Source organism: Rhodococcus sp. AD45-ID, from assembly GCF_003023755.1.
Lineage (GTDB): Bacteria > Actinomycetota > Actinomycetes > Mycobacteriales > Mycobacteriaceae > Rhodococcus_F > Rhodococcus_F globerula.
In genome coordinates, this window is record NZ_PYHL01000002.1 from 1,435,248 (window position 1) to 1,462,139 (window position 26,892).

Consider the following 26,892-nt stretch of genomic DNA (forward strand, 5'->3'; position numbering starts at 1 on the left):
GTTTCCCCTCTACCTGTTTGTCGAGCAGGCACAAACTCCCCCGTAGGTGCCACTTTGCACCTTAGTGCGTAGTAGTACCCAGCGGCTACCAGTTTCATGCATCGTCCTAGATGAGATGCTCTCGCAACGCTGCCGCTATGTATGCGGACGGCACTGCGTCGATCATCTGGTTGTGTGCGCAGTCAACGGTGTCGGCTGCGATCGCACCGCCCACATATGCGCGCCACTCGTCGACACTATGACCGTTTTCACTAGATTGTCCGGCTATGAAAAATGCGATGTCGCCACCGAAATACGGCGGACGGTGAGCATTCACCAGTGCGACCGAGCGGGAATAGCCGTCGCTGATCCGGGCGAGGTGATCGGCCTCGATACCGGTGCCGGGCCCGAGTGTTCGCTCGAGGAGGTCGACAGCGTCGTCGAACGTCGCGACGTTTGTCTCCCCCGGCGGCAATCCGAGTCCTGCGACCAATTCGGCGACGGAGAGGTCGACAGGTTGATCGTTGTCCGCGGATGGGTAGCTGTCGAGGATCGCAACAGTGGAGACGTCCGCGTGTCGCTTCTCGAGTTCGTGGGCCACCGCGTGGGCGATGACGCCGCCAAGTGACCACCCGACCAGATGGATGGGCCCGCTGGGTGCAAGTGATTGGACGCGGTCTGCATAGTTCTGAGCGAGTTCGGTGAGGGTGCTGAAGCTGGGTCCTCCGCTCAGGGACGGCAGTTGGAGGCCGTAGAGAGGGCGATCTGGGTCCACATGCGCAGCGAATCCTGCGTATCCCCAAGCCAACCCGATGCCGGGATGGATGAAGAACAGCGGAGGTTTGGTGCCGCCTGCGCGCAGAGTGACAACCGGAGCGAGGAAGGCGGACGTGTCGGCGGGTTGATTCGCCTGGTCTGCGGCTCGGGCAACGCCTGCGGGTGTGGGGTCGAGGAAAAGTGCTTGCAGGCGGACGCGTCGGCCGATTCGTTCGTCGAGTTCGGCAGTGATCCTCGTTGCGACGATGGAGTTGCCGCCGAGGTCGAAGAAGTTGTCGTCGATACCGACGCGGTCGACGCCGAGGACGGATGCAAAGACCTCGGTCACAACTTCCTCGGTGTGGGTTGTGGGCGGTGCGTACGGCACGTTGCGGTTCTCGAAATCGGGTGTCGGGAGTGCGCGGCGATCGAGTTTGCCGACCGGCGTCATCGGGATCTTGTCGACGACGATGATTGCCGCGGGAACCATGTGTGCGGGAAGTCTGGACGAGAGATGATGCCGCAGTTCGGCTTCCGCGATGGTGTGTCCGTCGACGGGCTGAACGTACGCCGCGAGCATGGTGTCGCCGGACGGTGTTTCCTGGCCGAGGGTTGCGGCGAAGGACACGGACGGGTGTGACGTGAGAACGGAGTCGATCTCCCCCAGTTCGATGCGGAATCCGCGTACCTTGACTTGGAAGTCGCTTCGTCCCATGTATTCGAGGGCGTGATCGGCATTCCAGCGAACCAGATCGCCCGTGCGGTACATCCGTTGGCCTGGTTCGCCGTACGGGTCCGCGACAAAGCGGTCGGACGTAAGTCCGGGGCGGCGGTGGTAGCCACGCGCGAGACCTGGGCCGGTGACGTAGAGCTCACCGATGACGCCGACGGGGACGGGCCGCAGGTGAGTGTCGAGTACCAGTCCGGCAAAACCGATGGCGGGGCGACCGATGTTGATGTTCTTCCCCGGCCGCATGGGCGTGCTGACGGCGGCTTGGATGGTGGATTCGGTGGGTCCGTAACCGTTGAACATCCGCCGGTCGCGTCCCCAGGTGTCGACGAGTTCGGTGGGGCACGCTTCGCCGCCGACTGCGAGTACCTGCAGCTCCGGTAGTGCCGAGCTTTCGATCGAGCTCAGCGCGGTAGGCGTGATGAAAGCATGCGAGACGTGTTCGCCCGAGAAGATCTCGGCAAGTTCGGATCCGCCGAATACGGCCGGCGGGATGATGACGAGGCACGCGGCGCTGCCGAACGCCATCATCAGTTCGAAGACCGACGCGTCGAAGCTCGGGGATGCGAGGTGCGCGATGCGCGAGTTGGTCTGCACGTTGAAGCGTTGGTGCTCTTCGGCGTTGAGGTTGGACAGGCCGAGGTGTGTGACGATGACGCCCTTCGGTTTTCCGGTCGATCCGGAGGTGTAGATGAGATACGCGGGGTGCCCGAGGCGTAGAGGCATGGTGCGTTCGGCATCGGTGAATCGGGCGGGACTCCGAGATGTGAGTTCGCGGGCGGTCTGTTCGGAGTCGACGACTATCCAGTCGATGTTCGGGGGCAGCTTCGCGTGCTGTGCTGCGACGGTCAATCCGAGGACCGCCTGAGAATCGTCGAGCATGTGGGTAATGCGTTCGTGCGGGTAGTTCGGGTCGACGGGCAGGTAGGCGGCGCCGGTCTTGGCGACGGCCCAGATCGCGACGACTTCCGAGGCCGATCGTGGCAGCGCGAGTGCAACGTAATCTTCCGGACCGATTCCCCGGGCGCGGAGCACTCGTGCCAGTCGATTGGCTTCGGTGTCGAGTTCTCGGTAGGTCATGGTGCGTTCCTGGCTGGAGACTGCCGGCGCGTCGGGGTTCAGTGCGGCAGCGGTCTCGAGGATTTCGGGCCAGGTGCGCGGTCGGGTCGCGTCGGCGCCCAATGCGGGGACAAGTGATTCGGTCTCGTCGGCGCCGAGGATGTTGATGTCGGCGACGTGGATGTCGGTGCTGCCGACCACGGTGTCGAGGATCAGTTGGAGCCTCTGCGCCAACGCGTGAATGGTGTCGGGTTCGAAGAGGTCTACGGCGAAGATGAAGGCCGCGGACATTCCATCAGGTTGTCCGGCTGCGTCGAAGGATTCGTTGACGACCAGTTCGAGGTCTTCCTTTGCGGTCTTGGATTCTGTTCCGAGTGCTTCGACGGTGAGTCCGGGTAGTTCGAGCGCCACCGTCTCGTTGTTCTGCAGTTCGAGTGCGACTTGGAACAGTGGTGAGTACGACGTGGACCGGGTGGGATTGACAACGTCGACGAGTCGTTCGAATGGCAGATCCGAGTGATGGTAGGCGGCGAGATCGGTGTCGCGGATGCCGTCGAGGAGTTCGGTGAACGTCTGATCTTGATTCACGGGGGTGCGCAGGACCAGTGTGTTGACGAACATTCCGACGAGGTTCTCGAGCTCGTCTTTTCCTCGTCCGGCGATGGGTGTGCCGATGCTGACTTCGTCAGCTCCGGAGAGTTTTGCCAGGAGCACGGCAAGCGCGCCGTGTAGTGCCATGAACATCGTGACGCCTTGTTCACGAGTCAGCGCGGTGAGTGCACGGTGGGTGTCCGCGTTGATCTGGAAGTCGAAGCGGTCACCGTGGAAAGTCTGTTGGAGCGGCCGGGGGTGGTCGGCTGGTAGCGCGATGACGTCGTCGAGCCCGGCGAGTTGTGCGTCCCAGTACGCGATTTGGCTGCTGATGATCGATTCGGGATCGGATTCGGAGCCGAGGACGTGTTGCTGCCACAGTGTGAAGTCGACGTACTGGACCGGTAGCGGCTCCCAGGCCGGTGCGATGCCGGCTGTTCGGGACAGGTAGGCGGTCATGACGTCGCGTGCGAGTGGAGCCATGGATGCCCCGTCCGCGCAGATGTGGTGGACCACGACGAACAGGACGTGTTCGGCCTCGTCGGTTGTGGTGTCGACCGTGAACAGCGTGACGCGCAGCGGAAGTTCGTTGGCTACGTCGAACCCTTCCTGAGCGAGCTCGCTGATGCGACTGAAGAGATCGTCGGGTCCGACCGTTGCCGTAGCGACGGCGGGTAGGGCGTCGGCGACGTCGAGCACCTTCTGGAACGGTTCGCCGTTCGCGGTCGGGAAGACGGTTCGTAGGCTTTCGTGGCGTCCGACGACGTCGACGATCGCGGCTTTCATGGCATTTGTATCGAGGTCACCGGTCAATCGCACGGCAAACGGAATGTTGTACGCGGCTGAGCTGGTGTCGAATTGATTGAGGAACCACATCCGCTTCTGGGCAAGCGAGAGCGGAATGTTGCCGGTCCGTTCGAACGGAACGAGTGGGACGTGGATGCTGGTCGACGGTCCCTCTTCCCGCTGCGAGGAGATCAGTACTGCCAGCTGCGAGGTGGTGGGTGATTCGAAGATCGTCCGCACGCCGAGGTCGAGTTCGAGGGCGGTATTCAGCCTGGATACCACGCGGGTGGCGATCAGCGAGTTGCCGCCGAGGTCGAAGAAGTTGTCGTTGACGCCAACTTTGTCCAGGTCGAGGATGTCGGCGAACACTGCTGCGATCTGCCGTTCGAGTGGTGTCCGGGCTGCCAGGAATTCCGTGGCCGGCGCGGTGAAGTCCGGAGCGGGTAGTGCGCTGCGGTCGATCTTTCCCACGGCGTTGCGTGGTAGTTCGTCGACGATGGTGATGCTGGTCGGCACCATGTGGGTGGGCAGACGTCCGGACAGGTGCGCGACGACGGCGGCGGGGCTGAGGTCGGATCCTTCGGAAACGGTGAGGTACGACGCGAGGACGGTCGCTCCCCCTGGTCCTTCGACGCCGAGGGTGACGGAGTTGGTGACACCGTCGATGGACGTTATCTGGGTGTCGATTTCGCCGAGTTCGATGCGGAAGCCGCGGACTTTGATCTGGAAGTCGCTGCGACCGACGTATTCGATGGTGTGGTCGGCGCGCCAGCGCACGATGTCGCCGGTGCGGTACATCCGCTCCCCTGGCTTGCCGTAGGGGTTGGCCACAAACCGTTCGCTGGTCAACCCGGTGCGCTGGTGGTAGCCGCGGGCGAGACCGACGCCGGCGATGTACAGCTCGCCGTGCGCGCCGACAGGTACGGGTTGGAGACGGCTGTCGAGGACGATTTCGCTGACGCCTCGGATGGGGCCGCCGATGGTGATGGGTGCGCCGACGGTCATGGGTTCGCTGATGTCGGCCATGACGGTGGTTTCGGTAGGTCCGTACGCGTTGGCGAGCTCACGTCCAGGGGCCCATTGCGTGACGAGGTGCGGTGGGCAGACCTCTCCCCCGACAACAACGTGCCGGAATTCGTCGAGTCCTTCGGCGTTGACGGTGGAAAGGGCGGCCGTGGTGATGAAGGCGTGTGTGACGTGTTCGGTTTTGATGAGCTCGGCAAGTTCGCTGCCGCCGTAGATATCGGTGGGCACCAGCACCATCGTGGCTCCCACGCCGAATGCCTGGAGGTATTCGAAGATCGCGCCGTCGAAGCTGGGCGTCGCGAAATGCAATGTGCGCGAAGTGTGGTCGGCATGGAAGCGTCGTTGTTGGTCGAGCGCGAAGCTGTCCAGGCCGGAATGGGTGACGACGACGCCTTTCGGTTTCCCGGTGGAACCCGAGGTGTAGACGATGTAGGCGGCGTTGTTCAGGTCGATTGCACCCAGTCGTTCGTCCTGGCTGATCGGGAGTGTGCAGGCGAGGGAGACGTCCCGGATGAAGGGTTCTTCGTCGAGGACGAGCCACGGCGCCGCGGGTGGGAGTGAGTCGACGGACTCGCTGACAGTGAGGCCGAGCAGGACTTTCGAATCGGTGAGCATGTGTTCGATGCGGTCGGCTGGGTAGTTGGGGTCGACGGGAACAAAAACTGCTCCGGTTTTGGTGACGGCCCATACCGCGAGTACCGATTCGATCGAGCGGGCAATACCGATCGCGACGGCGGTTTCGGGGCCGGCGCCGCGCTTGATGAGTTCGCGGGCCAACTGGTTGGATTTGCGGTCCAGTTCCAGGTAAGTAAGTGCGCGTTCGCCGGCCGAGAGTGCGATGTGTTCGGGGAACGTTGCGGCGGCGTCGGCAAATATCTCGGGGAGTGTTCGAGTGGATCGCCCGGGGGCGCCGAAGACGGGGACCAGGTCGCGGCTCTCGAATTCGGTGAGGATGTGCATCGAGGACAGTGGTTCGTCCGGCGTCGCCGCGATACGTTCGATCGCGATGAGTATGCGTTCGGCGATGATCTCGGTGTCACGCTCGGTGAACTGGCTGGGCTGGTATTCCATCTTGATGTGGAGGGCTCGATCTTCGGAGGCGACCACTGCCAGGGGGTAGTGGGCGGAGTCACGTCCGTCGATTCCCAGGACATGCATGCCGGCGATATCGGTACCGGCGGACAGTCCGGCGCGATCGACCGGGTAGGACTCGAAGACCGTCAAGGTATCGAAGGAGGCGGCAGGGCCCACCGCTGCGGATATGTCGGTGAGTCCGACGTAGTGGTGATCGAGCATGTCAGCTTGCTCGCCCTGGATGCGAACGCACAACTCGGACAGTGATTCTCGTGCGTTCAGTTGAACGCGTACGGGCACCGTGTTGATGAAGAGGCCCACCATGGACTCGACGCCCGACACTTCGGGTGGGCGCCCGGAGACGGTTCCACCGAATACGATGTCGTCGCGGCCGAGCAACTCCCCCAGCACAATTCCCCACGCGGCCTGAACGACCGTTGCCATGGTCAGTCCGTGCGAGCGGACAAAGGTGCGGAGAACATCGGTGCGTTCGGGCGAGAGACTGACCGAGCACACCTCACTTGTCTGCTCGGGGTCGTCGGTGGACGCGCCCAACAGCGTTGGTGTGTCGATCCCCTGCAGAGCGCCTCGCCAGGCTTCGAGCGATGTGTTGCTGTTGCGGGTGGTCAGCCAGGCGAGATAGTCACGGTAGTGCGGTGCGCGGGGCAGGATCTCGGGGTCACCGTCGGTGGCGTACAGCGTGAGCAGGTCGCGCAGCACGAGGGGCGTCGACCATCCGTCGAGCAGGATGTGGTGGTTGGTGATGACAAGTCGGGCCGAGTCGTCACTGATGCGGACGAGCATGAACCTGATCAGCGGCGCTGTTTCCATATCGAAACGCTGCGAGCGGTCGGCCTCGAGGAGGCGTGTCCACTCCGCTTCGATCTCGGAAGGCCGGAGATGTGACAGGTCCGCATCCGTCCAGTCCGCCGTCACGTCGGATCGAATGATCTGCAACGCGCGCCCGCCGGGCGCTGCGATGAATCCGGCTCGCAGGCTGGGATGACGGTCGAGCAATGCCGCTGCGGCGCGTTGCATCCGCCCGTGATCGATGCGGCCGCCGAGTTCGAGCGTCAACTGCACCATGTACGGGTCGATGCCGGTGTCGTCGAACTGCGCGTGGAAAAGCAGCCCCGATTGCAGCGGCGAGAGGGACCAGACGTCCGTAAGATCGGGGAATCGTGTGGTCAGGTGTTCGATCGCAGGCTGATCGAGAGTGACGAGGTCGACGTCCGACGGGGTGAGTTGCCGGGTGTGCGTCTGCTCGACGTAGTTGCTGAGCGCGGTCAGGGCGCGGGTCCACAGTTCAGCTAGCTCCGACGCGTCGGTAGCGGTGAGGATTCCTCCCGGGAACGCCCAGGTGCTGCACAGGACCAGACCGTTGCCGCTGTCCGTGGCCACGGTGTTGATGTCGAGCACCGACGCGGCCGGGAGTTGTCCGTTGTGTGGTTCGTCGAGGGTTACTCCCGGCACTGGCAACCACGGAACTTCCTCGCTGCCGGTCTCGGTACCACCGAGTCGTCCGAGGTAGTTGAACGAGATCTGCGGCGCCGGGAGTTCATGCAGTGATCGGGCGTCGTCGAGGTACTTGGCCATTCCGAACCCGATGCCGTTGTCCGGTACGGCGAGCAGCGTTTCCTTCACCGATTTCACTGCCGACGCGATGGCGTCGCCGCCGGAGAGAGCGTCGATGACGGAGATGCCGGCGAGGTCGAGTCGTACCGGGAAGATGGTGGTGAACCAGCCGACGGTTCGGGACAGGTCAGCTCCCGGTACAGCGGCTTCCTCACGTCCGTGGCCTTCGAGATTGATCAGGACATCGGTGCCGCGCTTGCCGTGCGAGTGACGCCACCCGGTCACGGCCAGTGCCAGTGCTGCGAGCAGGCCGTCGTTCACCGAGCCGCCGAACAGGTGCGGAACGGCGGTGAGAATGTTGTCGGTGACCGCGGAGTCGATGTCGACGGTGATCTTTTCCACGGTCGAACCGAGGTCGACGGCCGGGTCGAGTGCCCGGTTTCCCAGCAGTGCGTCGCGGCCGGCGGTGGCTTCCCAGCGCGTGAGTTCTGCGCGGCGCGCGGGTGCCTGTTCGGCGAGGCCGGTTGCCCACCGGCGCATCGACGTCCCACCTGCGGGCAGCGTGACCGGAGTGCGAGCTTCGGCAGCGGCGTACGCGGTCGCAAGATCGGGGACGAGTAGACGCCACGACACACCGTCGACGGCGAGGTGGTGAATCACCAGGAGTAGCCGGCCACGGGCGCTGGCTCCGACAGGATCGAGCCACACCGCTGCGATCATCTTTCCGTTCTCGGGATCAAGGCGACTCGACGCGTATGCCATTGCTTCTTCGGCGGTGCGGCGGAACTGCGGCCCTTGATCTGCACTGATCTCCAGGCGGTGCAGTACATCAGATGCGCGCACAGTTCCTGGTTCGGCGACGATCAGGCTGTGTGTGCCGGTGTCGAGTCGGCTTCGCAGCACATCGTGATGGTCGAGCAGGGATTGCAGGGCGTCATCGAGTGCACGGGCGATGGTGTGACGAGGCAGAGAGAGCAGCGCGCTCTGGCTGTAGCTGCGGATCAGTTCGAGATCACCACCACTGCGCTCGAGGAGCCATGTCATGATCGGGGTAAGCGGCATTGTTCCGACTGCGCCGCCGGGTAGTTCCTCCAGTGCGGGTGCGGTTTCGACGGGTTCGCTGCGGACCACCTGCGCGAGTCCGGCCACGGTTTTTGCCTCGAACACGTCGCGCGGAGTGAAGGCCAGTCCGGCGTCCTTGGCCCGCGAGACCAATTGGATCGACATGATCGAATCGCCGCCGAGGCCGAAGAAGGAATCGTCGATGCCGACCGATGGTAGGCCGAGAACGTCGGCGAACAGATCGGCGAGCATGGATTCTGTTGTGGTGGAAGGGCTTCGATTAGACGTCGGCCCCAGAGTGAGCACGGTGAAATCGGGAGCCGGGAGATGTCCCCGATCAAGTTTCCCGTTGACGGTCAGCGGAAGCTCGTCCAGGACCACTATCACCGTCGGCACCATGTACGACGCCAATTCGGCGGACACGGAGACGGTCACTGCCTCGGAATCGATGCTCGCTCCAGCTTCGGGCACAACGTATCCGACGATTCTCGAGCTGCCACTGTCGCTGCGCACGATGGCAACGGATTGCGCGACGCCGGGGCAGCGGAGCATGGCGGCTTCGATCTCACCGAGTTCGATGCGGAAACCACGCACCTTCACCTGGAAATCGCTGCGTCCCACATACTCCAGCTGCCCCGCGTCGTTCCACTTCGCAAGGTCCCCACTTCGATACATTCGATCCCCCGAGCCACCGAAAGGGTCGGGTAGGAACCGCGTAGAGGTCAATGCGGGCTTGCCGAGATACCCGCGGGTGATCTGGTCACCGGATACATACATTTCTCCGACGACGCCGGGCGGTACCAGGCGTAGTCGCTGGTCCAGGACGTAGACGTTCATTCCCGGTAGTCCGCGGCCGATGATGCTGGCGGAGCCGCGATGCGCGTCGTCGCGGGTCAAGGCGATGCGACTGACATGGACGGTGGTCTCGGTGATGCCGTACATGTTGATCAGTGCAGGTGTTGTGGGTCTGCGGTCGAACCACTTTCGTAGTTGACCGAGGTCGAGTGCTTCTCCACCGAAAATGACGTAGCGCAGTGCGAGGTCTGGTTCGCCCGGTGCTGGGTGATGACCGCGGTCGGCTTCTGCGAGTTGGTAGAACGCGGTGGGTGTCTGGTTGAGGACTGTGACGCCTTCGCGGCGCAACAATTCGTCGAACATGTCCGGTGAGCGGGTTGTGTAGTAGTCCACCACAACGAGGCGGCCACCGTGCAGGAGCGGGCCCCACAGTTCCCAGACGGAGAAGTCGAAGGCGTAGGAGTGGAACATCGTCCACACGTCGGTGTGGTCGAAGCCGAATGTCGGGGACGCGTTGTCCATGAGGGTGAGGACGTTGCGGTGTGAGACGAGCACGCCCTTGGGCTGTCCGGTCGATCCGGAGGTGTAGATGATGTAGGCGATCGAGCCGCCGCGCAGTGGAGCCAGGCGGTCCGCGTCGGTGATCCGGGACGGCGCAAGATGCTCGAGACGCAGGCCTGTTTCCGGTGTCCCGAGTTCGATCACCGGGAGGCTGTAACCGTCTGTGAGGCCGTCGGGCAACATCCGCCGGAACTCGTCGGACGTGATCAGGGCACCGGGTTGTGCGTCGGCGACGAGGAATCGGATGCGCTCTTCCGGGTAGGTGACGTCGATGGGCAGGTAGGCGCCACCCGCTTTGATCACGGCAAGAAGCGCGACCACCAGTTCGGTGGTGCGGGGCAGTGCGACGCCGACGACGGATTCCGGTCCTATCCCCTGGGCGATCAGCAGCCTGGCGAGTCGATTCGCGCGGCCGTCGAGTTCGGCATAAGTGAGTGACGTGGTGCCGTCACCGACCGCAGCGGCGCTGGGATGCGCCGCGACGCTCGCGTAGAAGCGATCTGCGATGGTGTCGTCTGCGGTGAGCGACGCATATCCTGCGGTGTTCCATTCGGTCAGCGCTGTGCGGCGCTCGTTGTCGTCGAGGATGTCGAGGTCGCCGAGTCTGGTTGTCGGCTCCTGTGCGGCGGCGGTGAGCAGTTCGACAAACCGGCGAGCATAGGTTTCCATGAGATCGGCATCGAAAAGATCTGTGGCATAGATGAACTCGGCGTCGATGCCGTCGGGAGCGCCGTGTTCCCCGTACCGTTCCGTGACCGACAGTTGCAGATCGAATTTGGCGACAGGGAGTTCGATGTCCACTCCGGACACACTCAGTCCGGGAAGTTCGAGTGTCGGCACCACGTTGTTGCGGAATTCGAGGAGGATCTGGAACAGCGGAGTGTGCGATGTGGAGCGCTCAGGGTCCAGTGTGTCGACCAGTCGCTCGAACGGTAGGTCACCGTGCTGGAACGCACCGAGGTCGATCTCGCGCACCTGATCGAGCAGGTCGGCGAAGGTGGAGTCGAGTGAGAGCGGTGTGCGCAGGACCAGGGTGTTCACGAACATGCCGATGAGGTGATCGAGTTCGGCTTCACCGCGTCCGGCGATGGGTGTTCCGATCACGATGTCGCTCTGGCCGGATAGTCGGGCAGCAAGTGCCGCGTAAGCGCTGTGCAGGACCATGAACATGGTGACGCCGCGCTGGCGGGCTACATCGGAGAGGAGTCGGTGGGTGCTCGCCGGAATCTCGAACGCCGCCACGGCGCCTTGCATCGACTGCTTTGCCGGACGGGGATGCGAGGTGGGCAGATTGATAGGGTCGGGCAGATCCGCCAGTTGGTGTGTCCAGTAGTCGAGTTGACGGGAGATCTCCGAGTCCGCGTCCTCCTCCGAACCGAGGTTCGCCTGCTGCCACAGCGTGAAGTCCGCGTACTGGACGGGTAGTTCGGCCCAGGTCGGCGCGCTGCCGGTGCTACGTGCGGCGTAGGCGGTGGCAACATCAAGCGCGAGGGGGCTCATGGAGAACCCGTCGGCGATGATGTGGTGAGCCACGACCACAAGAACGTGGCGATCCGGGGCGATCTCGAGCAGTGTGCTGCGAATCGGGACAGCGCGTGAGACGTCGAAGCCTGCTGATCCGAATTCGAGGATGCGGTTGATCAGATCCTGCTCGGCGACGGGTTCCGGTTCCAGATTCAGTGGAACGTCATCGACGGGGACGATGCGTTGCGTCGGTGTTCCGGCGGTGGCGGGGAACATCGTCCGCAAGCTTTCGTGGCGGTCAAGGACGTCGTCGAAAGCGCGGGTCAGCGCGTCGTGGTCGAGTTCTCCGGTCAGGGTGACGGCAAGTGGGATGTTGTATGCCGGTGAGCTGATGTCGAATTGGTTGAGGAACCACATGCGCTTCTGCGCGACGGATACCGGGATGGGTTCGGGGCGCTCGATCGGGGTGAGTGGCACTCGCGCGGTGAGGTCGCGGCCGGCGTTCTGGGCGGCGTGTGCCAGTGCCCGTACCGTCGGGGCGTCGAACAGGGTCCGGACGCCGATGTCGCAGCCCAGCGCGGCGTTCACCCGTGCGACGACGCGAGTCGCGGTGAGCGAGTTTCCGCCGGCGTCGAAGAAGTGTGTGTCGAGACCGATCGGTCCCGATTCGAGGACTTCGTCGAATGCTGCGGCAATCAGTCGTTCGAACTCGGTGGTCGGGGCCGTGAATTCTCCGCCCGCGGTGTCGAACTGCGGTTCCGGTAGGGCCGCCCGGTCGACTTTTCCGGTGCCGGTCAGTGGGATGTCGTGCAGGATAACAACACTGGCGGGGACCATATGCGCGGGCAGGTGCTCACGTGCGTGTGCGAGGACGTCGGCGACGGTCACCGCAGCATCGCTGTCGATCAGGACGTACGACGCGAGTGCCTGTTGATCGGCCGGTCCGTGAACGGCGAGGGTGACGGCAAATTCGACGCCAGGCAATGCGGCGAGGGCGGTGTCGATCTCTCCGAGTTCGATGCGGAAGCCGCGGATCTTGACCTGGAAGTCACTGCGGCCGAGGTATTCGACGGTACGGTCGGCGCGCCAGCGTACGACGTCGCCGGTGCGGTACATCCGCTCCCCTGGTTCCCCGTAGGGGTCGGCGACAAAGCGCTCGCCGGTCAGCCCGGCACGCTGGTGATAGCCGCGCGCCAGTCCGGCGCCGGCGATGTACAACTCACCGGGCACTCCAACGGACACCGGCTGGAGGCGTCGGTCGAGGACCAGTTCGCGCACGCCTCGGATCGGTCCACCCAGGACGACGGTGCCGTCGGCGGGTATCGGGTCGCTGATGTTGGCGCCGATGGTGGTTTCGGTGGGCCCGTACAGGTTGTGGAAGGAGCGCCCAGGTGCCCAGGTGTGCAGCAGTTCCGGTGGGCACGCTTCACCGCCGACGATCACGCACGTCAACGCGTCGATGCCGCTGGGATCCACTGAGGTGAGCATGGCCGGGGTGATGAATCCGTGGGTGACCGCCTCATCGCGCAGGACTGCGGCGAGTTCCTCGCCGCCGTACACGGTGGTCGGCGCGATCACCATGGTGGCACCGTTGGGGAACGCGAGGAGGTATTCGAGAACGGAAGCGTCGAAACTGGGCGAGGACAATGCCAAGGTGCGGGACTGCTCGTCTATCCCGAAACGCTCACGTTCCTCGTCGGCGAAGTTCTCGAGGCCGGAGTGCGTGACAAGTACGCCTTTGGGTTGTCCGGTCGATCCCGAGGTGTAGATGACGTACGCCGCGTTGCCCAAGCGCGTGGGGGTAACGCTGGGGCCCGATGCCAAGGTGGCCAGACGCGCTTGCGTTTCGGGTGAATCCAGTTCGATCCATCCGATAGCGGCGGGTAGGTCACCGGAGTGCTCGGTGGTGGTGATGCCGATGTGTGCAGCGGAGTCGGCGAGCATGAACTCGATTCGCTCACGTGGATAGCGCGGATCTACCGGAACAAAGGCGGCGCCGGCCTTCGTGATCGCCCACATCGCGACGACGGATTCGACGGACCTGCTGACGCCGATCGCGATCCGATCCTCAGCCGCGACACCATCGGCGATGAGCATCCGGGCAAGGCGATCGGATGCGTTGTCCAGTTCGCGGTAGGTGACCTGGCGCGTGCCGGCGGTCAGTGCGATCCGATCCGGAAAACGGGCCGCGGCGTCGGTGAACAGTTCGGCAAGAGTGCGATTCGACCCGCCCGGCGTCCCGTACGCCGGAACCAGTTCGCGCATTTCCTGCTCGGGCATCAGGGACAGGTGAGCCAGCGGCAAGTCGGGATGCGCGGCAATGAGTTCGAGGGTCCGCATCAACCGGTCGGCTACCGCGTCGACGTCCCGATCGGCGAGTGCACCCGGGAAGTACTCGAACTTGAGCTTGAACATGCCGCCGTCGGTGGACGCGATGACGGCCAACGGGTAGTGCGCGGCGTCCTGCGCGTCATGCACGTCCAGTACGTGCATTCCGGCGATGTCTATTCCGGCGGACAACCCGGTGCGATCGACCGGGTACGACTCGAAGACGGTCAATGTGTCGAACGTGGCTGCGCTGCCCACTGCGGCCGAGATGTCCGGTAGACCGACATGATGGTGGTCGAGCAGCGCAGTTTGCTCACTCTGCACGCGAATGCACAACTCGGCCAAAGACTCTCGTGCGTCGAGTCGCACCCGGATGGGAACGGTGTTGATGAACAACCCCATCATCGATTCGATACCGTGCACCTCGTGTGGACGCCCGGACACCGTGCCGCCGAAGATCACGTCGTCGCGGCCGAGCAACTCGCTCAACACGAGTCCCCAGCCCACCTGGATCAGTGATGCCATGGTCAGTCCGCGGGATCGAAGGAACCCGCGCAGGGCTTCGGTTCGCGCGACATCGAGTTCGAGGAAGGTGTCACGCGATGTAGTGGTCAGTTCTTCGGCCGTGTGGGCATGCGTGACCAAGGTCGGTTCGTCCATCCCGGCCAGGGCGTGCGACCAGGCTGTCAAAGCCGACTCGGTGTCGCGATGTGAGAGCCATTCGAGATAGTCACGGTACGGATGGACGCGTGAGAGGGCACTTTGGTCGGAGTCCGTCGCGTACAGCGTCAGCAGATCCCGCAGCAGCAACGGCATGGACCAACCGTCGAGGAGGATGTGATGGTTGGTCAGAATGAGTCGGTAGGTTGTCTCCCCCGTACGTAGGAGCAGGAAACGCAGCAACGGCGCGGTGGCCATGTCGAACCCGCGGACGCGATCTGCTCGGAGCAGTTCGCGGAATTCTGTGTCCTGCTCGCTGAGCGGCAGCGGGGAGATGTCGATCTCGGTCCACGGCACAACCGCATTCGCGTGGACGATCTGCACGGAGTTGCCGGCCTCGTCGGTGACAAACGAGGTGCGGAGGTTGTCGTGTCGATCGAGCAGTGCCTGCGCGGAGCGATGGAGACGCGCGGGTTCGACGCTCTCGAGGTCGAGGGTCAACTGCACGGTGTACGCGTCGACGGTGTGTTCGGCGTACCGCGCGTGGAAGAGCAACCCGGCTTGCAGGGGTGAGAGTGACCAGATGTCGGCCAGATCGGGGATCTGCTCCTCGAAGCGGTCGATAGCGCTCTGATCGAGTTCCACCAGCGGGAGATCCGACGGGGTGAACCCGCCGCGTTCGGAATTCTCGGCGTGGGCGGCCAGTGCGGTGAGCGCCGATACCCACAAGTCCGCGATCTCCCGGACATCGCCGTCTGACAGAACGCCGGACGGGTACGCCCACGTAGCCGACAACTGTGGTCGCCCGTCGATGTCGGTGGCGACGGCATTGACGTCCAGGACGGCCGCGAGCGGCATGTCGGATCCCCGCGCGGATGCTTCCAGATCGACGTCCGATGCCAACGCCCAGTCGCCGTCGTGAGAAGATTCGGAGCCGCCGAATCGGCCCAGGTAGTTGAAGGAAATCTGAGGCGAGTCCGGTCCCGACAGTTGTTGCTGCCCGACATCGTCGAGATAGCGGAGCAGTCCGTATCCGATGCCGCTGTCGGGAATTGTGTGAAGCAGTTCCTTGACCGATTTGAGAAGCGGTCCGGCATTTTCCTGCCCGGACAGCAGTGCGGCGGTATCGACTGCCGATAGATCCACCCGCACCGGGAACACGGTGGTGAACCAGCCGAGCGTGTGCAGAACATCGGCACCGGGGACGACGTGCGCCTCGCGACCGTGTCCCTCCAACGAGACCAGCACGTCGTCGGCCCGAACTCCGCGAGACGATCGCCACTGCGTCACCGCCAGCGCCAGCGCAGCGAGCAGTCCGTCGTTGACCGAGCCCGAATACAGCGCGGGCAAGGCGGTCAGCACGGTCTCGGACACGTCCACCGGAACCTCGACGGCTACGCGCGCCAACGCCCGGCCGGTATCGAGGTGCGGGTCCAGCGGCCGCGAACCGATTTGCGGGTCCGCTCCGGCCAGCATGGAACGCCACAGGTCTATCTCGCTGCGACGGGTCGGGGCGATCTCCGCGAGGGCGGTTGCCCACCGCCGCAGGGACGTCTCACCGGGGGTCGACGTCGAGGCGGGGGTGAGTCCGGCGTCGAGTTGATGGAAGGCTGCCGCGAGTTCGGGTACCAGTACCCGCCAGGAGACACCGTCCACTGCAAGATGGTGAATGACCAGGAGCAAGCGTCCGGCGCCGGTGGGGCCGGACAACCAGGTGACCTTGATCATCGACGCGTTTCGTGGATCCAACGCGTCGCGGGCGTCGTCGAGGGCGGTGACGATCGCCTCGTCGAACTCCGACGTTCCCGGTTCGGCGTCCACCTGAACGCGTCGGCACACGTGGGCCGCGTCGATGCTCCCGATCTCGCCGACGACCAGCGCCCGGTGCGGTTGCAGTTCGAGTCGAGCGCGCAGCGTTCCGTAGCGGTCGAGAACGACTTGTACTGCGGCAGTGAGCTGTTCGATGCCATGCAGAGCAGTGGGGGCGTTGAGCAGAGTGGACTGCGAGAACGAGTCCAGTCCTGCCGTGTTCACGGCAAATCGATCGAGCCACCAGTGCGCAACCGGCAGGAGCGGCATCGAACCCACTCCCCCTCCCGGCAGTTCCTCCAGCACGAGCGGTGCGGCGTCTTCGGCGAGCTCGATCACTGCCGCAAGTGCGGCGACGGTCTTGGCTTCGAACACCTCACGCGGCGAGAACACGATGCCGCTCGTGCGAGCGCGAGCCACCAGTTGGATCGACATGATCGAATCGCCGCCGAGTGAGAAGAACGAATCGTCCACGCCTACCGAATCCAGCCCGAGAACGTCGGCGAACAATGCGGCGAGAGCCGTCTCGAGTTCGGTTTCCGCTGCTCGCGAATGCGTTCGGGCGGCAGCGAAGTCCGGGACCGGGAGTGCGCGGCGATCAAGCTTTCCGTTGGACGTGCGCGGCAATTCGTCCAGGACGACAACCGTCGACGGCACCATGTGCGGGGCCAGTTGGGTGCTGACCACCGCGATGACGTCATCCGGACTCAGAAGCGAGACGTCGGTATCCGAGGCAACGACATATCCGACGATCCGTGCCGGTCCGCCGTCACGCTCGACCGTGGTCGCGACAGCTTGAGCCACACCAGGGCACCCTGTGAGTGCCGTTTCGATCTCGCCGAGTTCGATGCGGAAGCCGCGGATCTTGACCTGGAAGTCGCTGCGACCGAGGTACTCGAGTTCCCCTTCACCGTTCCAGCGGACCAGGTCACCGGTCCGGTACATCCGGCTGCCTGGGGCTCCGGCGGGATCGGCGACAAAGCGTTCGGCTGTGACGGCGGTTCGGTTCCGGTACCCGCGGGCCACACCGTCGCCGTTGACGTACAGCTCGCCGGCCACACCGATCGGCACGGGGTGTAGTCGCGCGTCGAGGACGGATGCGGTGATCCCGAGCGACGGCCGTCCGATACTGACGCGCCGCGACGGCGTCAGCGGTTCGGTGATACTCGCGACGACGGTCGATTCGGTCGGCCCGTAGGCGTTGATCATGATCCGCCCCTGGCGTGCCCAGGCAGCTACCAGTTCGGGCGGGCAGACGTCGCCGCCGGTCCCGACAGCCTCGAGTTCGCCCAGGACACTTCCGTCGACGGTTGCCAGAGCGGCGGGTGTGATGAACGCGTGAGTGACGTGCTCGTCGCGCAGCAGAGCCGTGAGTTCGTCGCCGCCCAGGATCGAGGGCGGTGCGATCACCATTGTTGCGCCCGCGGACACCGCGAGCAGCAGTTCGAGGACCGAAGCGTCGAAGCTCGGTGAGCTGAAATGCAGAGTCCGCGAGTGTGCATCGACCCCGAACGTGGTGCGTTCCTGCTCCGCGAGTGCTGCCAGGCCACGGTGGGTGACCATGACGCCCTTGGGCAGTCCGGTCGAGCCGGACGTGTAGATGACATAGGCAACGTGGTCGAGGGATCGGGGCCCGCGGAGTTCGGAATCGCGGATCGGCGCGTCCGATGCGGCAGCGCATTCTGCGCGGACCTCCATCGTGTCGAGAACAACCGTGCTCACGTCCGCCGGAATGGTGTGTGTGTCGGCCGTGGTGGTCACGACTACACACGCGCCGGAATCGGTGATCATGTGCTTGATCCGGTCTGCCGGATACGACGGGTCGACGGGAACAAACGCTGCACCGGTTCGAGCGACCGCCCAGATCGCGAGCACGGACGTCGCCGATCGCGGCAAGGCAAGCGCCACGACGGTCTCCGGGCCTGCTCCGTGCGAGATCAGCACTCGCGCAAGTTGATTGGCGTGCCGATCGGCAGCCTCGTAGGCGATCTCGATTCCATCGAAGGCCAGCGCGATCGAATCGCTACGGTAGTTCGCCGAGATCAAGTCCGGCAGAAGCGCAGGTTCGGGAAGTGCTCGCGTGTCGGCGGCGCGCACCTCGGCGCTGCCGAGCAAGTCGATGTCGCCAACGGGCGCATGTGGATCCCGGGTGACCGCGTCGGTGATTCGGAGCAGGTACTCGGAAAAGCGCTCGATGGTGGCGCTGTCGAACAATGCGCTCGCGTAGGTGAATCCGCCCTCGATCCCCGCCGGTTCGCCGTGCTCGTCGAACTTCTCGGCGAGCGTCAACTGGAGATCGAAGTTGGACACCACTGTTTCGAGGTCGAGAATGTCCACGTCCAGGCCGTCGAGAGTCAATGTCGGCCGCTCGGTGTTCTTGAACTCGAGCATCGCCTGGAACAGTGGAGAGTGCGACGTCGACCGCTGCGGCGCCAGGGCATCCACGACGCGCTCGAACGGGATGTCCGCGTTGTCGAAGGCGTCCAGGTCGACACTGCGGACCTGCTCGAGAGCGTCGGCAAAGGAACGAGCGGGGTCGAACCCGGTGCGCAGGACCAGTGTTCCCACGAACATGCCGACCATCGGGTCGAGCAGCGCGTTACCTCGGCCGGCAATCGGTGAACCGATCGCGATGTCGTCCATCCCGGACAGTCGTCCCAGCAGCAACGCATATGCCGCGTGCATCGCCATGAAGAGGCTGCTGCGAGAATTCTGCGCGGTGGCAAGCAACCGTCGATGCACGTCCGCGTCGATCTCGAACCGTACAACGGCGCCGGACAGATCCTGAACGCGCGGACGGGGTCGATCCGTCGGCAGTTGCAGTACTTCGGGGAGCCCTTCGAGTCGGTGTGTCCAGTAGTCGAGCTGGCGGGACAGTTCGCTTCCACTCTCGGTGACGTCGCCGAGAACGCTCTGCTGCCACAACGCAACATCTGCGTACTGGATCGGCAGCGGTGCCCAATTCGGCATGAATCCCCGAGTGCGCGCGGAATACGCGGTCATCACGTCGATTGCCAGCGGCGCCATCGAGAAACCGTCCGCGCAGATGTGATGCACGACCACAACGAGGACATGTTCGTCGGTCGAAACCTGGATCAGTTCCGCCCGGATCGGCGGTGCGGCGGTGACGTCGAATCCTGCCGTGGCCACGTCGTTGATCCGGCTGCGGAGCTCTGCTGGCGCGCAGCGGAGCAGTGGTAGCGACGGCAACGCATCGCCTGCCGGAACGACGATCTGAGCGGGAACACCGTCCACCATCGGGAACGACGTGCGCAGCGATTCGTGCCGATCGAGTACGTCGCCGAGCGCATTCTGCAGGGCACCGTGATCGAGGTCGCCGCGCATCCGGATCGCGATGGCCACGTTGTACGCCGACGAGCTGATGTCGAACTGGTTGACGAACCACATCCGCTTCTGGGCCAGCGACAACGGGATTCGGTCCGGACGCGCCTGCGGTTCCAGTGGAAGCGTTGTCGCTGCGCGCGCCGCGCTCTCGCAGTTTGTTGCCAAGCCTTCGACTGTGGGCTCGTCGAAGATACTGCGAATCGACAGGCTCACCCCCAACGCGTCGTTGATACGGGCAATCGCGCGGGCCGCGATGAGGCTGTTGCCGCCGATGTCGAAGAAGTTGTCGTCGACGCTGATCTCGTCGGTACCGAGAAGATCAGCGAGGATGTCTGCGATGGTCTGTTCGAGCGGCGTCCGTGGTGCGACATATGCACGCGTGCTCGTAAAGGTGGGATCCGGCAACGCCGTTCGATCGAGTTTTCCGGTGGAACCGAGCGGAAAAGCGTCCATCGTGATGATCGACGACGGCACCATGTACGCCGGAAGTTCGTCCCGAAGCACCTGCCGGATCCGATCCGGGTCGAGAGCAGCCCCCTTGTCGCCGATCGCGTATCCGACAAGAGAATCGCCGAGCACGTCGTCGTGATGAACACGGGCCGCTGCCTGCGCTACCCCCGGGGTGCGCAGTATCGCCGATTCGACCTCGGGCAACTCGATCCGCAGACCACGAATCTTGACCTGGAAATCTTTTCGGCCGATGTAGTCGAGTTGACCGTCCACCCGCCACCGCACGATGTCGCCCGTGCGATACATGCGGGCGGCCCCGGTTCGGCTGTACGGATCGGCCACAAAACGGTCGGCGGTGAGCTCACTTCTGCCGAAATAGCCGCGCGCCAACTGGACGCCGGCGAGGTACAACTCGCCGTGAACGCCGACCGGAACCGGATGCAGGCGCGAGTCGAGCACGTAGACCTGGGTATTCCAGACCGGTGCGCCGATCGGAACCGACGCTCCCGGGCCCGGCAGGTATTCGGACGCGGTGACGTCCACAGCTGCCTCTGTGGGGCCGTACAGATTGTGCAGGGCGCCGTCACTCACGCGGGTCAGGGCCATCGCCGTGGCCGGAGGCAGTGCTTCGCCGCTACTGAACACGTGGCGCAGAGTTGCGCAGTCGCCGCGCGATGCGACGGCAACAAACTCGGCGAGCATGGACGGAACGAAGTGGGCCACGGTGACCCGAGATTCGGCGATCAACGTCGAGAGATAGGTCGGGTCGCGGTGACCGTCCGGCGCCGCGATCACCAACTCCGCACCGGTCTGCAGGGGCCAGAACAGTTCCCAGACCGAGACGTCGAAGGTGATCGGCGTTTTCTGCACCACGACATCCGACGGTTCCAGTGGGTAGGCGCCTTGCATCCACTTCAGCCGGTTGACTATCGAACGATGCGATACCGCAACACCTTTCGGACGACCGGTAGATCCGGACGTGAAGAGGACGTAAGCGATGTTGTCCGGGTGGAGCGGAGCAATCCGGTCGGCGTCGGTGACCGGAGGGGTCGGCGACGCCTCGAGGTCGACGTCGAGGACGTCTATATCCGTCGGGAGGTGCCCGTGATGTCCACTGCTGCCGAGGACACACACCGGTGATGCCACGGACAACACGTACCGGATTCGCTCCTCCGGATGGTCCGGATCCACCGGGACGTATGCGCCGCCGCTGCGGATCACCGCATGGATCGCCACCAACAGTTCCAGCGAGCGCGGCAGCGCCACCGCCACGCGCTGATCAGGCCCGACGCCGCGGGCGATCAACGTCCGAGCCAGTGCGTTCACCTGATTGTCGAACTGTTCGTAGGTCAGAGCGGCGTCGCCGAAGCGCAGAGCGACGGCTTCGGGAGTTCGCTCGGCCTGGGCGCGTGTCAGATCGTCCAGGGGCAGTGCCTCGAGCGGTCGCGACGTCGCGTTCCACCGCTCGAGGACCAACGTGCGCTCGCCTACTGCGCACAGGTCGATGTCTCCGACGACGGAATCCGGCTTCTGAGTCGCTGTGTCGAGAAGAGAGACAAACCGATCTGCCAATCCGGACATGGTGTCGGAGTCGAACAGATCACTTGCGTAGTTCAATCTCCCCTCCAGGTGATCACCGCGCTCGGTGACCATGACCTGGAGATCGAATTTTGCTGCGCCGGTGTCTAATTCGTCCACCGAGACGGTCAGGGACGGCAGAGCAACCTCGGTGGGCGTTGCACCCTCCATGACAAGCATGACCTGGAACAGCGGCGAGTCACCGCTCAGAGCGTCCACCAGCACGTCGTAGGGAACGTCGCTGTGCCGCAGTGCTGCCACATCGGTGGCGCGCGTGCGGGATACGACGGTTTCGAAACTCGCGGCCGCGTCGATGACGGTGCGCAGGGCCAACGTGTTGACGAACATGCCGACGACGTCGTCGAGCGCACGCTCACTTCGCCCCGCTACGGGTGTGCCGATGACGATGTCGTTCCCGCCGCACTCCCGAGCGAGGAGGACCGCCAACGCTGCATGCACCACCATGAACACGCTGGCATCGTGCTCGGCAGCGATAGCCGCAACACGGCGATAGGTCGGTGCATCGACCGTGAAGTTCACGTCGTGGGCGCGCAGGAATCCACGCGCCGGGCGCGGATGATCCATCGGAAGTTCCGGAAGGTCGTCGCGGGCAGCGAGTTCCCCGCGCCAGAAATTCAACTGCGAGCCGAGTATCGAATCGGGTGTTGCCGCATCACCGACCACACGGCGTTGCCACTCGCTGAAATCGCCGTACTGCACCTCGAGCGGCAACCACGCCGGAACCCGTCCGGACTCCCGGGCCGAGTACGCCACCATGACGTCGCGGGCCAACGGTGTCATCGACAGACCGTCGGCGGCGATGTGGTGCACCACCAGAACCAGCACGTGGTCGTGTTCGGAGGCTTCGAGCAACACTGCACGCACCGGGGGCGCCGACGTGACGTCGAACCCCAGCCGCGCCAGCTCTTCGGCTCGGGCACGCATCGCGCCGGCGGAAGTCGTCTCGACGGTCAGTTCCGGATTCACATCGGCGACGTCGAGCACCTTCTGCACCGGACCCCACGCAGTGGCCGGGAACACCGTGCGTAGGGACTCGTGGCGGATCAGGACATCCCGCAGGGCTGTCGACAATGCCGCCACATTCAGAGGACCCGTCAAGTGGACGGCGATCGGAATGTTGTACGCCGGCGACGCCGGGTCGAGTTGGTTGATCAGCCACATGCGCTGCTGCGCCAGTGACGCCGGAATCGGTTCGGGACGCTCGATCCTCGTCAACGGCGGGAGGAGAGTCTCACGTGAATCCGAGGAATCCGCGCGCGCAGCCAACCCGGACACGGTCGGCGCCTCGAACAGATCGAGCACGCTCAGGGACGTGCCGAGCGCACCGTTCACCCGCGCCACCACCCGCGTGGCAATCAGCGAGTCGCCGCCGAGGTCGAAGAAGCTGTCATTCGTGCCGGCGCGGGCGATGCCGAGGAGATCGCAGTACACAGCCGAGACGCGCTTTTCGGTAGAGCTTTCCGGTGCGCGGTACTCGCCGATCCCCGACGCCTCGTCGATTGCCGGCAAGGCGTTGCGGTCGATCTTCCCGGCGGGTGTCAGGGGAATCGCGTCCAGCACCACGATGCGTGAGGGCACCATGTGCGGTGCCAGCGATGCCGCAGCATGCGCCGTCACCTCCGGCACTTCGATACGCATCCCCGGCGCTGCCGTGACGTACGACGCCAGCATTGTCTGTCCGCTGCTGCCGCTCACCCCGACAGTCACCACGTCGTCGAGGCTCGAATGCTGACGCAGCACTTCGTCGATCTCGCCGAGTTCGATCCGGAATCCGCGGACTTTGATCTGGAAGTCACTGCGGCCGAGGTATTCCAACTCACCGTCGGCAGTCCAACGAACCAGATCACCCGTCCGGTACATCCGCTCGCCGGCTTCCCCGTTCGGGGCAGCGACAAAACGTTGAGCCGTCGTGGCGCCCTGTCCGTGGTAGCCGCGGGCCAGGCCGACACCACTGACGTACAACTCGCCGGCCACCCCGATCGGCACGGGGTGCAACCGTGCGTCGAGCACCATCGCCGACGCTCCCCGCACGGGTCGACCGATCGTGACCGGAACGTCGCTGCGCAGCGGACCGGCCATGGTGGCGACAACAGTCGTCTCGGTCGGTCCGTACGCGTTGAACATCAACCGGTGCCCGGACCATTGCTCGACAAGCGACGACGAGCACGCGTCACCGCCCGTGGCGATCACACGCAGCAGGGGCAAGTGGTCCGGATCAACAGTCGCGAGGGCAGCCGGGGTGATGAATGCGTGCGTCACTTTGCCCGCGCGCAGGACCTCCGCCAGTTCTTCACCGCCGTAGACCGTGGGCGGTGCGATCACCATCGTCGCCGCGGCTCCGAACGCAAGCAGGAGTTCGAGAACGGACGCGTCGAAACTGGGGGAAGAAAAGTGCAGGGTCCGTGCGTCGGGGCTGGTACCGAAACGGATTCGTAGTTCCTCGGCAAAACTGCTCACACCGCGATGCGTGACCACAACGCCCTTGGGCACGCCGGTCGAACCCGAGGTGTAGATCAGATAGGCCGGATCGTCGAGTCGCAGCGGCCTCAGCAGATCGGCGTCGGTGATAGCTGCGCTCGAACGGTGCTCCAGGTCGCCGAGCACCAGCCAGTCGACAGTGTCCCCCAATCCGCCCCGGACATCACTGGTGCAGATCCCGAGTGTCGCCCCGGAGTCGGTCAGCATGTGCGTGATCCGGTCGGACGGATAGTGCGGGTCGACGGGAAGGAATGCGCCACCGGCCTTCGCCACAGCCCAGGTAGCGATCACCGATTCTCGTGAACGTGCCAGTGCGAGCGCAACATACGTCCCCGGGCCGACTCCGCGCGCAATCAACTCTCGCGCCAGCGCATTCGACTGGGCATCGAGGTCTCGGTACGTCAGTGCCTGATCGCCCACGACTACCGCGTCGGCGTCCGGATTCACTTGTGCAGCGGTGCACAGAATGTGCGCGAGAGTGCGAGGGGACGCCGCTGCGGGACCGGGAACTGCGCGGAGCGATTCCCCTTCGGCCTCGTCGAGTATCGGCAGATCACCCACTGCCATGCCGGGAGATTCCAGCGCCCGGCCCAATGCCCGCAGCACTCGCGTGAGCACCTGCTGCGCGGAGCGCTCGTCGAGGACATCCTGGTCGTAGGCGGCGTCCAACGTCAACGTTCCCGCGTCGTCGACCACACCGATGGAAAGGTCTGCGCCCTCGATTGTGCGGTTGGTAGGACCGTCGGTCAGGACGACATGCAGTCCGGCGGTGTCCACTACGCCCTGGCTGTAGTCGCGGACCGTAACATCATGGTCTGCAACATCATTCAATACATCGGCGCACGAATGCGCTTGATCGACTGCGCTGCGGAGCGGCACTACGGGTGCGCCCGGCGCAAATCGAGCACCGATCACGATGTCGTCGGTGTTTGTCAGCCGAGACAGCACGATGGCCAGGGCGCCGTGAACCAGACTGAACACGTCTGTGCCCGCTGCCCGCATGCGCTGGTGCAACTCGGGTGCGATCGGGGTGCGCAGAGTTCCGATCTCCTCGCGGTGATCCGAGGTGCGTGGACGATCAAGCACCACCGACGCGCCTTCGGGGGCGTCCGTCATCTCCCTGGCCCAGAACTGCTCGAGCTCACGAGCCCGCGCGCGCTCCCTACCGATCTCAGCCGTCCTGCGATGTACGTGATCCAGCGGTGTGCCGGGACCAACCGCGATCAACTCACGAATCAACTCCGCAAAATCTGCGTGGTGCTCTTCGAGTTCGGTGCGCTCGTAACGATCCGGATTGGCGCGGAACTCGATCAGCGTCTTGACGGGACTACCGCTCTGATAGATGTTGACCAGCAGGTCTTCCACCGGACCCGACGTCACGATGTGGTACTCGCCGACCATCGGGCCCAAGGTGATTTCCTGACGGAAGAGCATCACGTTCATCATCGGCCCGGACAGTCGCTGATCCTCCATCGACAGTCCGGCATCCCGGCGAATGTCTTCGAGGCTGCACCGCTGATGCCGAAGCGCGCCGAGTAGCTCGAGCTGCACTCGCCCCACCAAATCATCGACAGTGTCACCCGGGAGCACCTCGATATGCAGCGGAGCCACGTTGACCAACATGCCGCCCGAGCGCTGCAACGGCGCTGTGGTGCGAGCCGAGACCGGCAAGTTGATCAACACGTCCCGATAACCGGTACGACGCGATAGGTAGCAGGCCAACGCCGAAATCAGCACAGCCGCCGGCGTTGCACCCGAACGTGCACTCCACTCGTCCAGAGCTGCGACGGACGTTTCCGACAGCGCATCCGTCACAATCCGAGAATGCGCGCGAGGTGGTGCTTCCCGGCCCGTGAGTGTCGATCCGTGATCCACGCCCGCGATGCGCTCGGCCCAGTACTGCCGATCAGCATCGAATCGACTCGACGCCCGATACGCCTGGTCCAATTCCGACAGCTTCACCACATCGAGCGCCTTGTTGGGCGCGGGCTCACGCCCCTCGAGTTCTGAGGTGTAGAGCGCCGCTATGCGGTTGACGATGGTCATGCCGCTGTATCCGTCGAGCGCTACGTGGTGAATTCGCGTGTACCACAGGTAATCTCGATCCCCCGTTTGCAGGATCGTCATTTCGACCAGACGGTCTCGCGTCAAATCGAGCGGTGTTGCGTGATCGTTGTCCATCCACTCCGCAGCAGCTTCGCGCGGATCGTCACATTCTCGAAAGTCGAAGTAGTCGATCTCCGCGCCGATTGTGGGGTCGACGATCTGGCACGGCTCGCCATCCGGGTACATCAACCGCAGGAACGGTGATTCGAACTCGTGCGCCGCCGCCACCGCAGACCGCGACAACAAGTCGATGTCCAGGTCGCCGTGTATCTCGATGTACTGCGCGATGAAATACGGAACCGCCGGGTGTAACTGCTGCGCAAACCACATGCTCCGCTGCACCGCGGACAACGGAAACGCCCCGGCAGGCAGAGTTCGCGACTGCTCATCCCGATTGTCGGTACCCATCACAACCACCCCCGCATGCTTCGCCGGGAGTGGCGATCGAAAGGTGTGGTTCGGGGATTGAAGAAGTACATCGCACCGCCTCGATATCGAGAGTGGAAACCATGAACGACCCTGTTCGAGCCACCGCACATCGCGTCGATCGCGATTAATGGGTCGGCTCGGAGTTCGAACCTCCCCGAAGGTCCGAACTGAAGGATTGAAGTTGTGTCGCCTCGTGCGCCCACTGCATATTCACGGCGGCGCGCACACAG

The 26,892-nt window shown here is 64.2% G+C and carries 1 protein-coding gene; it reads right to left on the minus strand.

Annotated features, from left to right (window positions below; translation table 11 throughout):
* Positions 1-106: 106 nt before the first annotated feature.
* Complete coding sequence (locus C7T36_RS22895; RefSeq protein WP_045068092.1) at positions 107-26,641, minus strand: non-ribosomal peptide synthase/polyketide synthase; 26,535 nt, start codon at positions 26,639-26,641, stop codon at positions 107-109.
* Between the last annotated feature and the right edge of the window lie 251 nt (positions 26,642-26,892).

Coding starts and splice junctions, on each gene's coding strand:
- C7T36_RS22895 (WP_045068092.1), bottom strand. CDS start 26,641: ATGGGTACCGACAATCGGGATGAGCAGTCGCGAACTCTGCCTGCCGGG.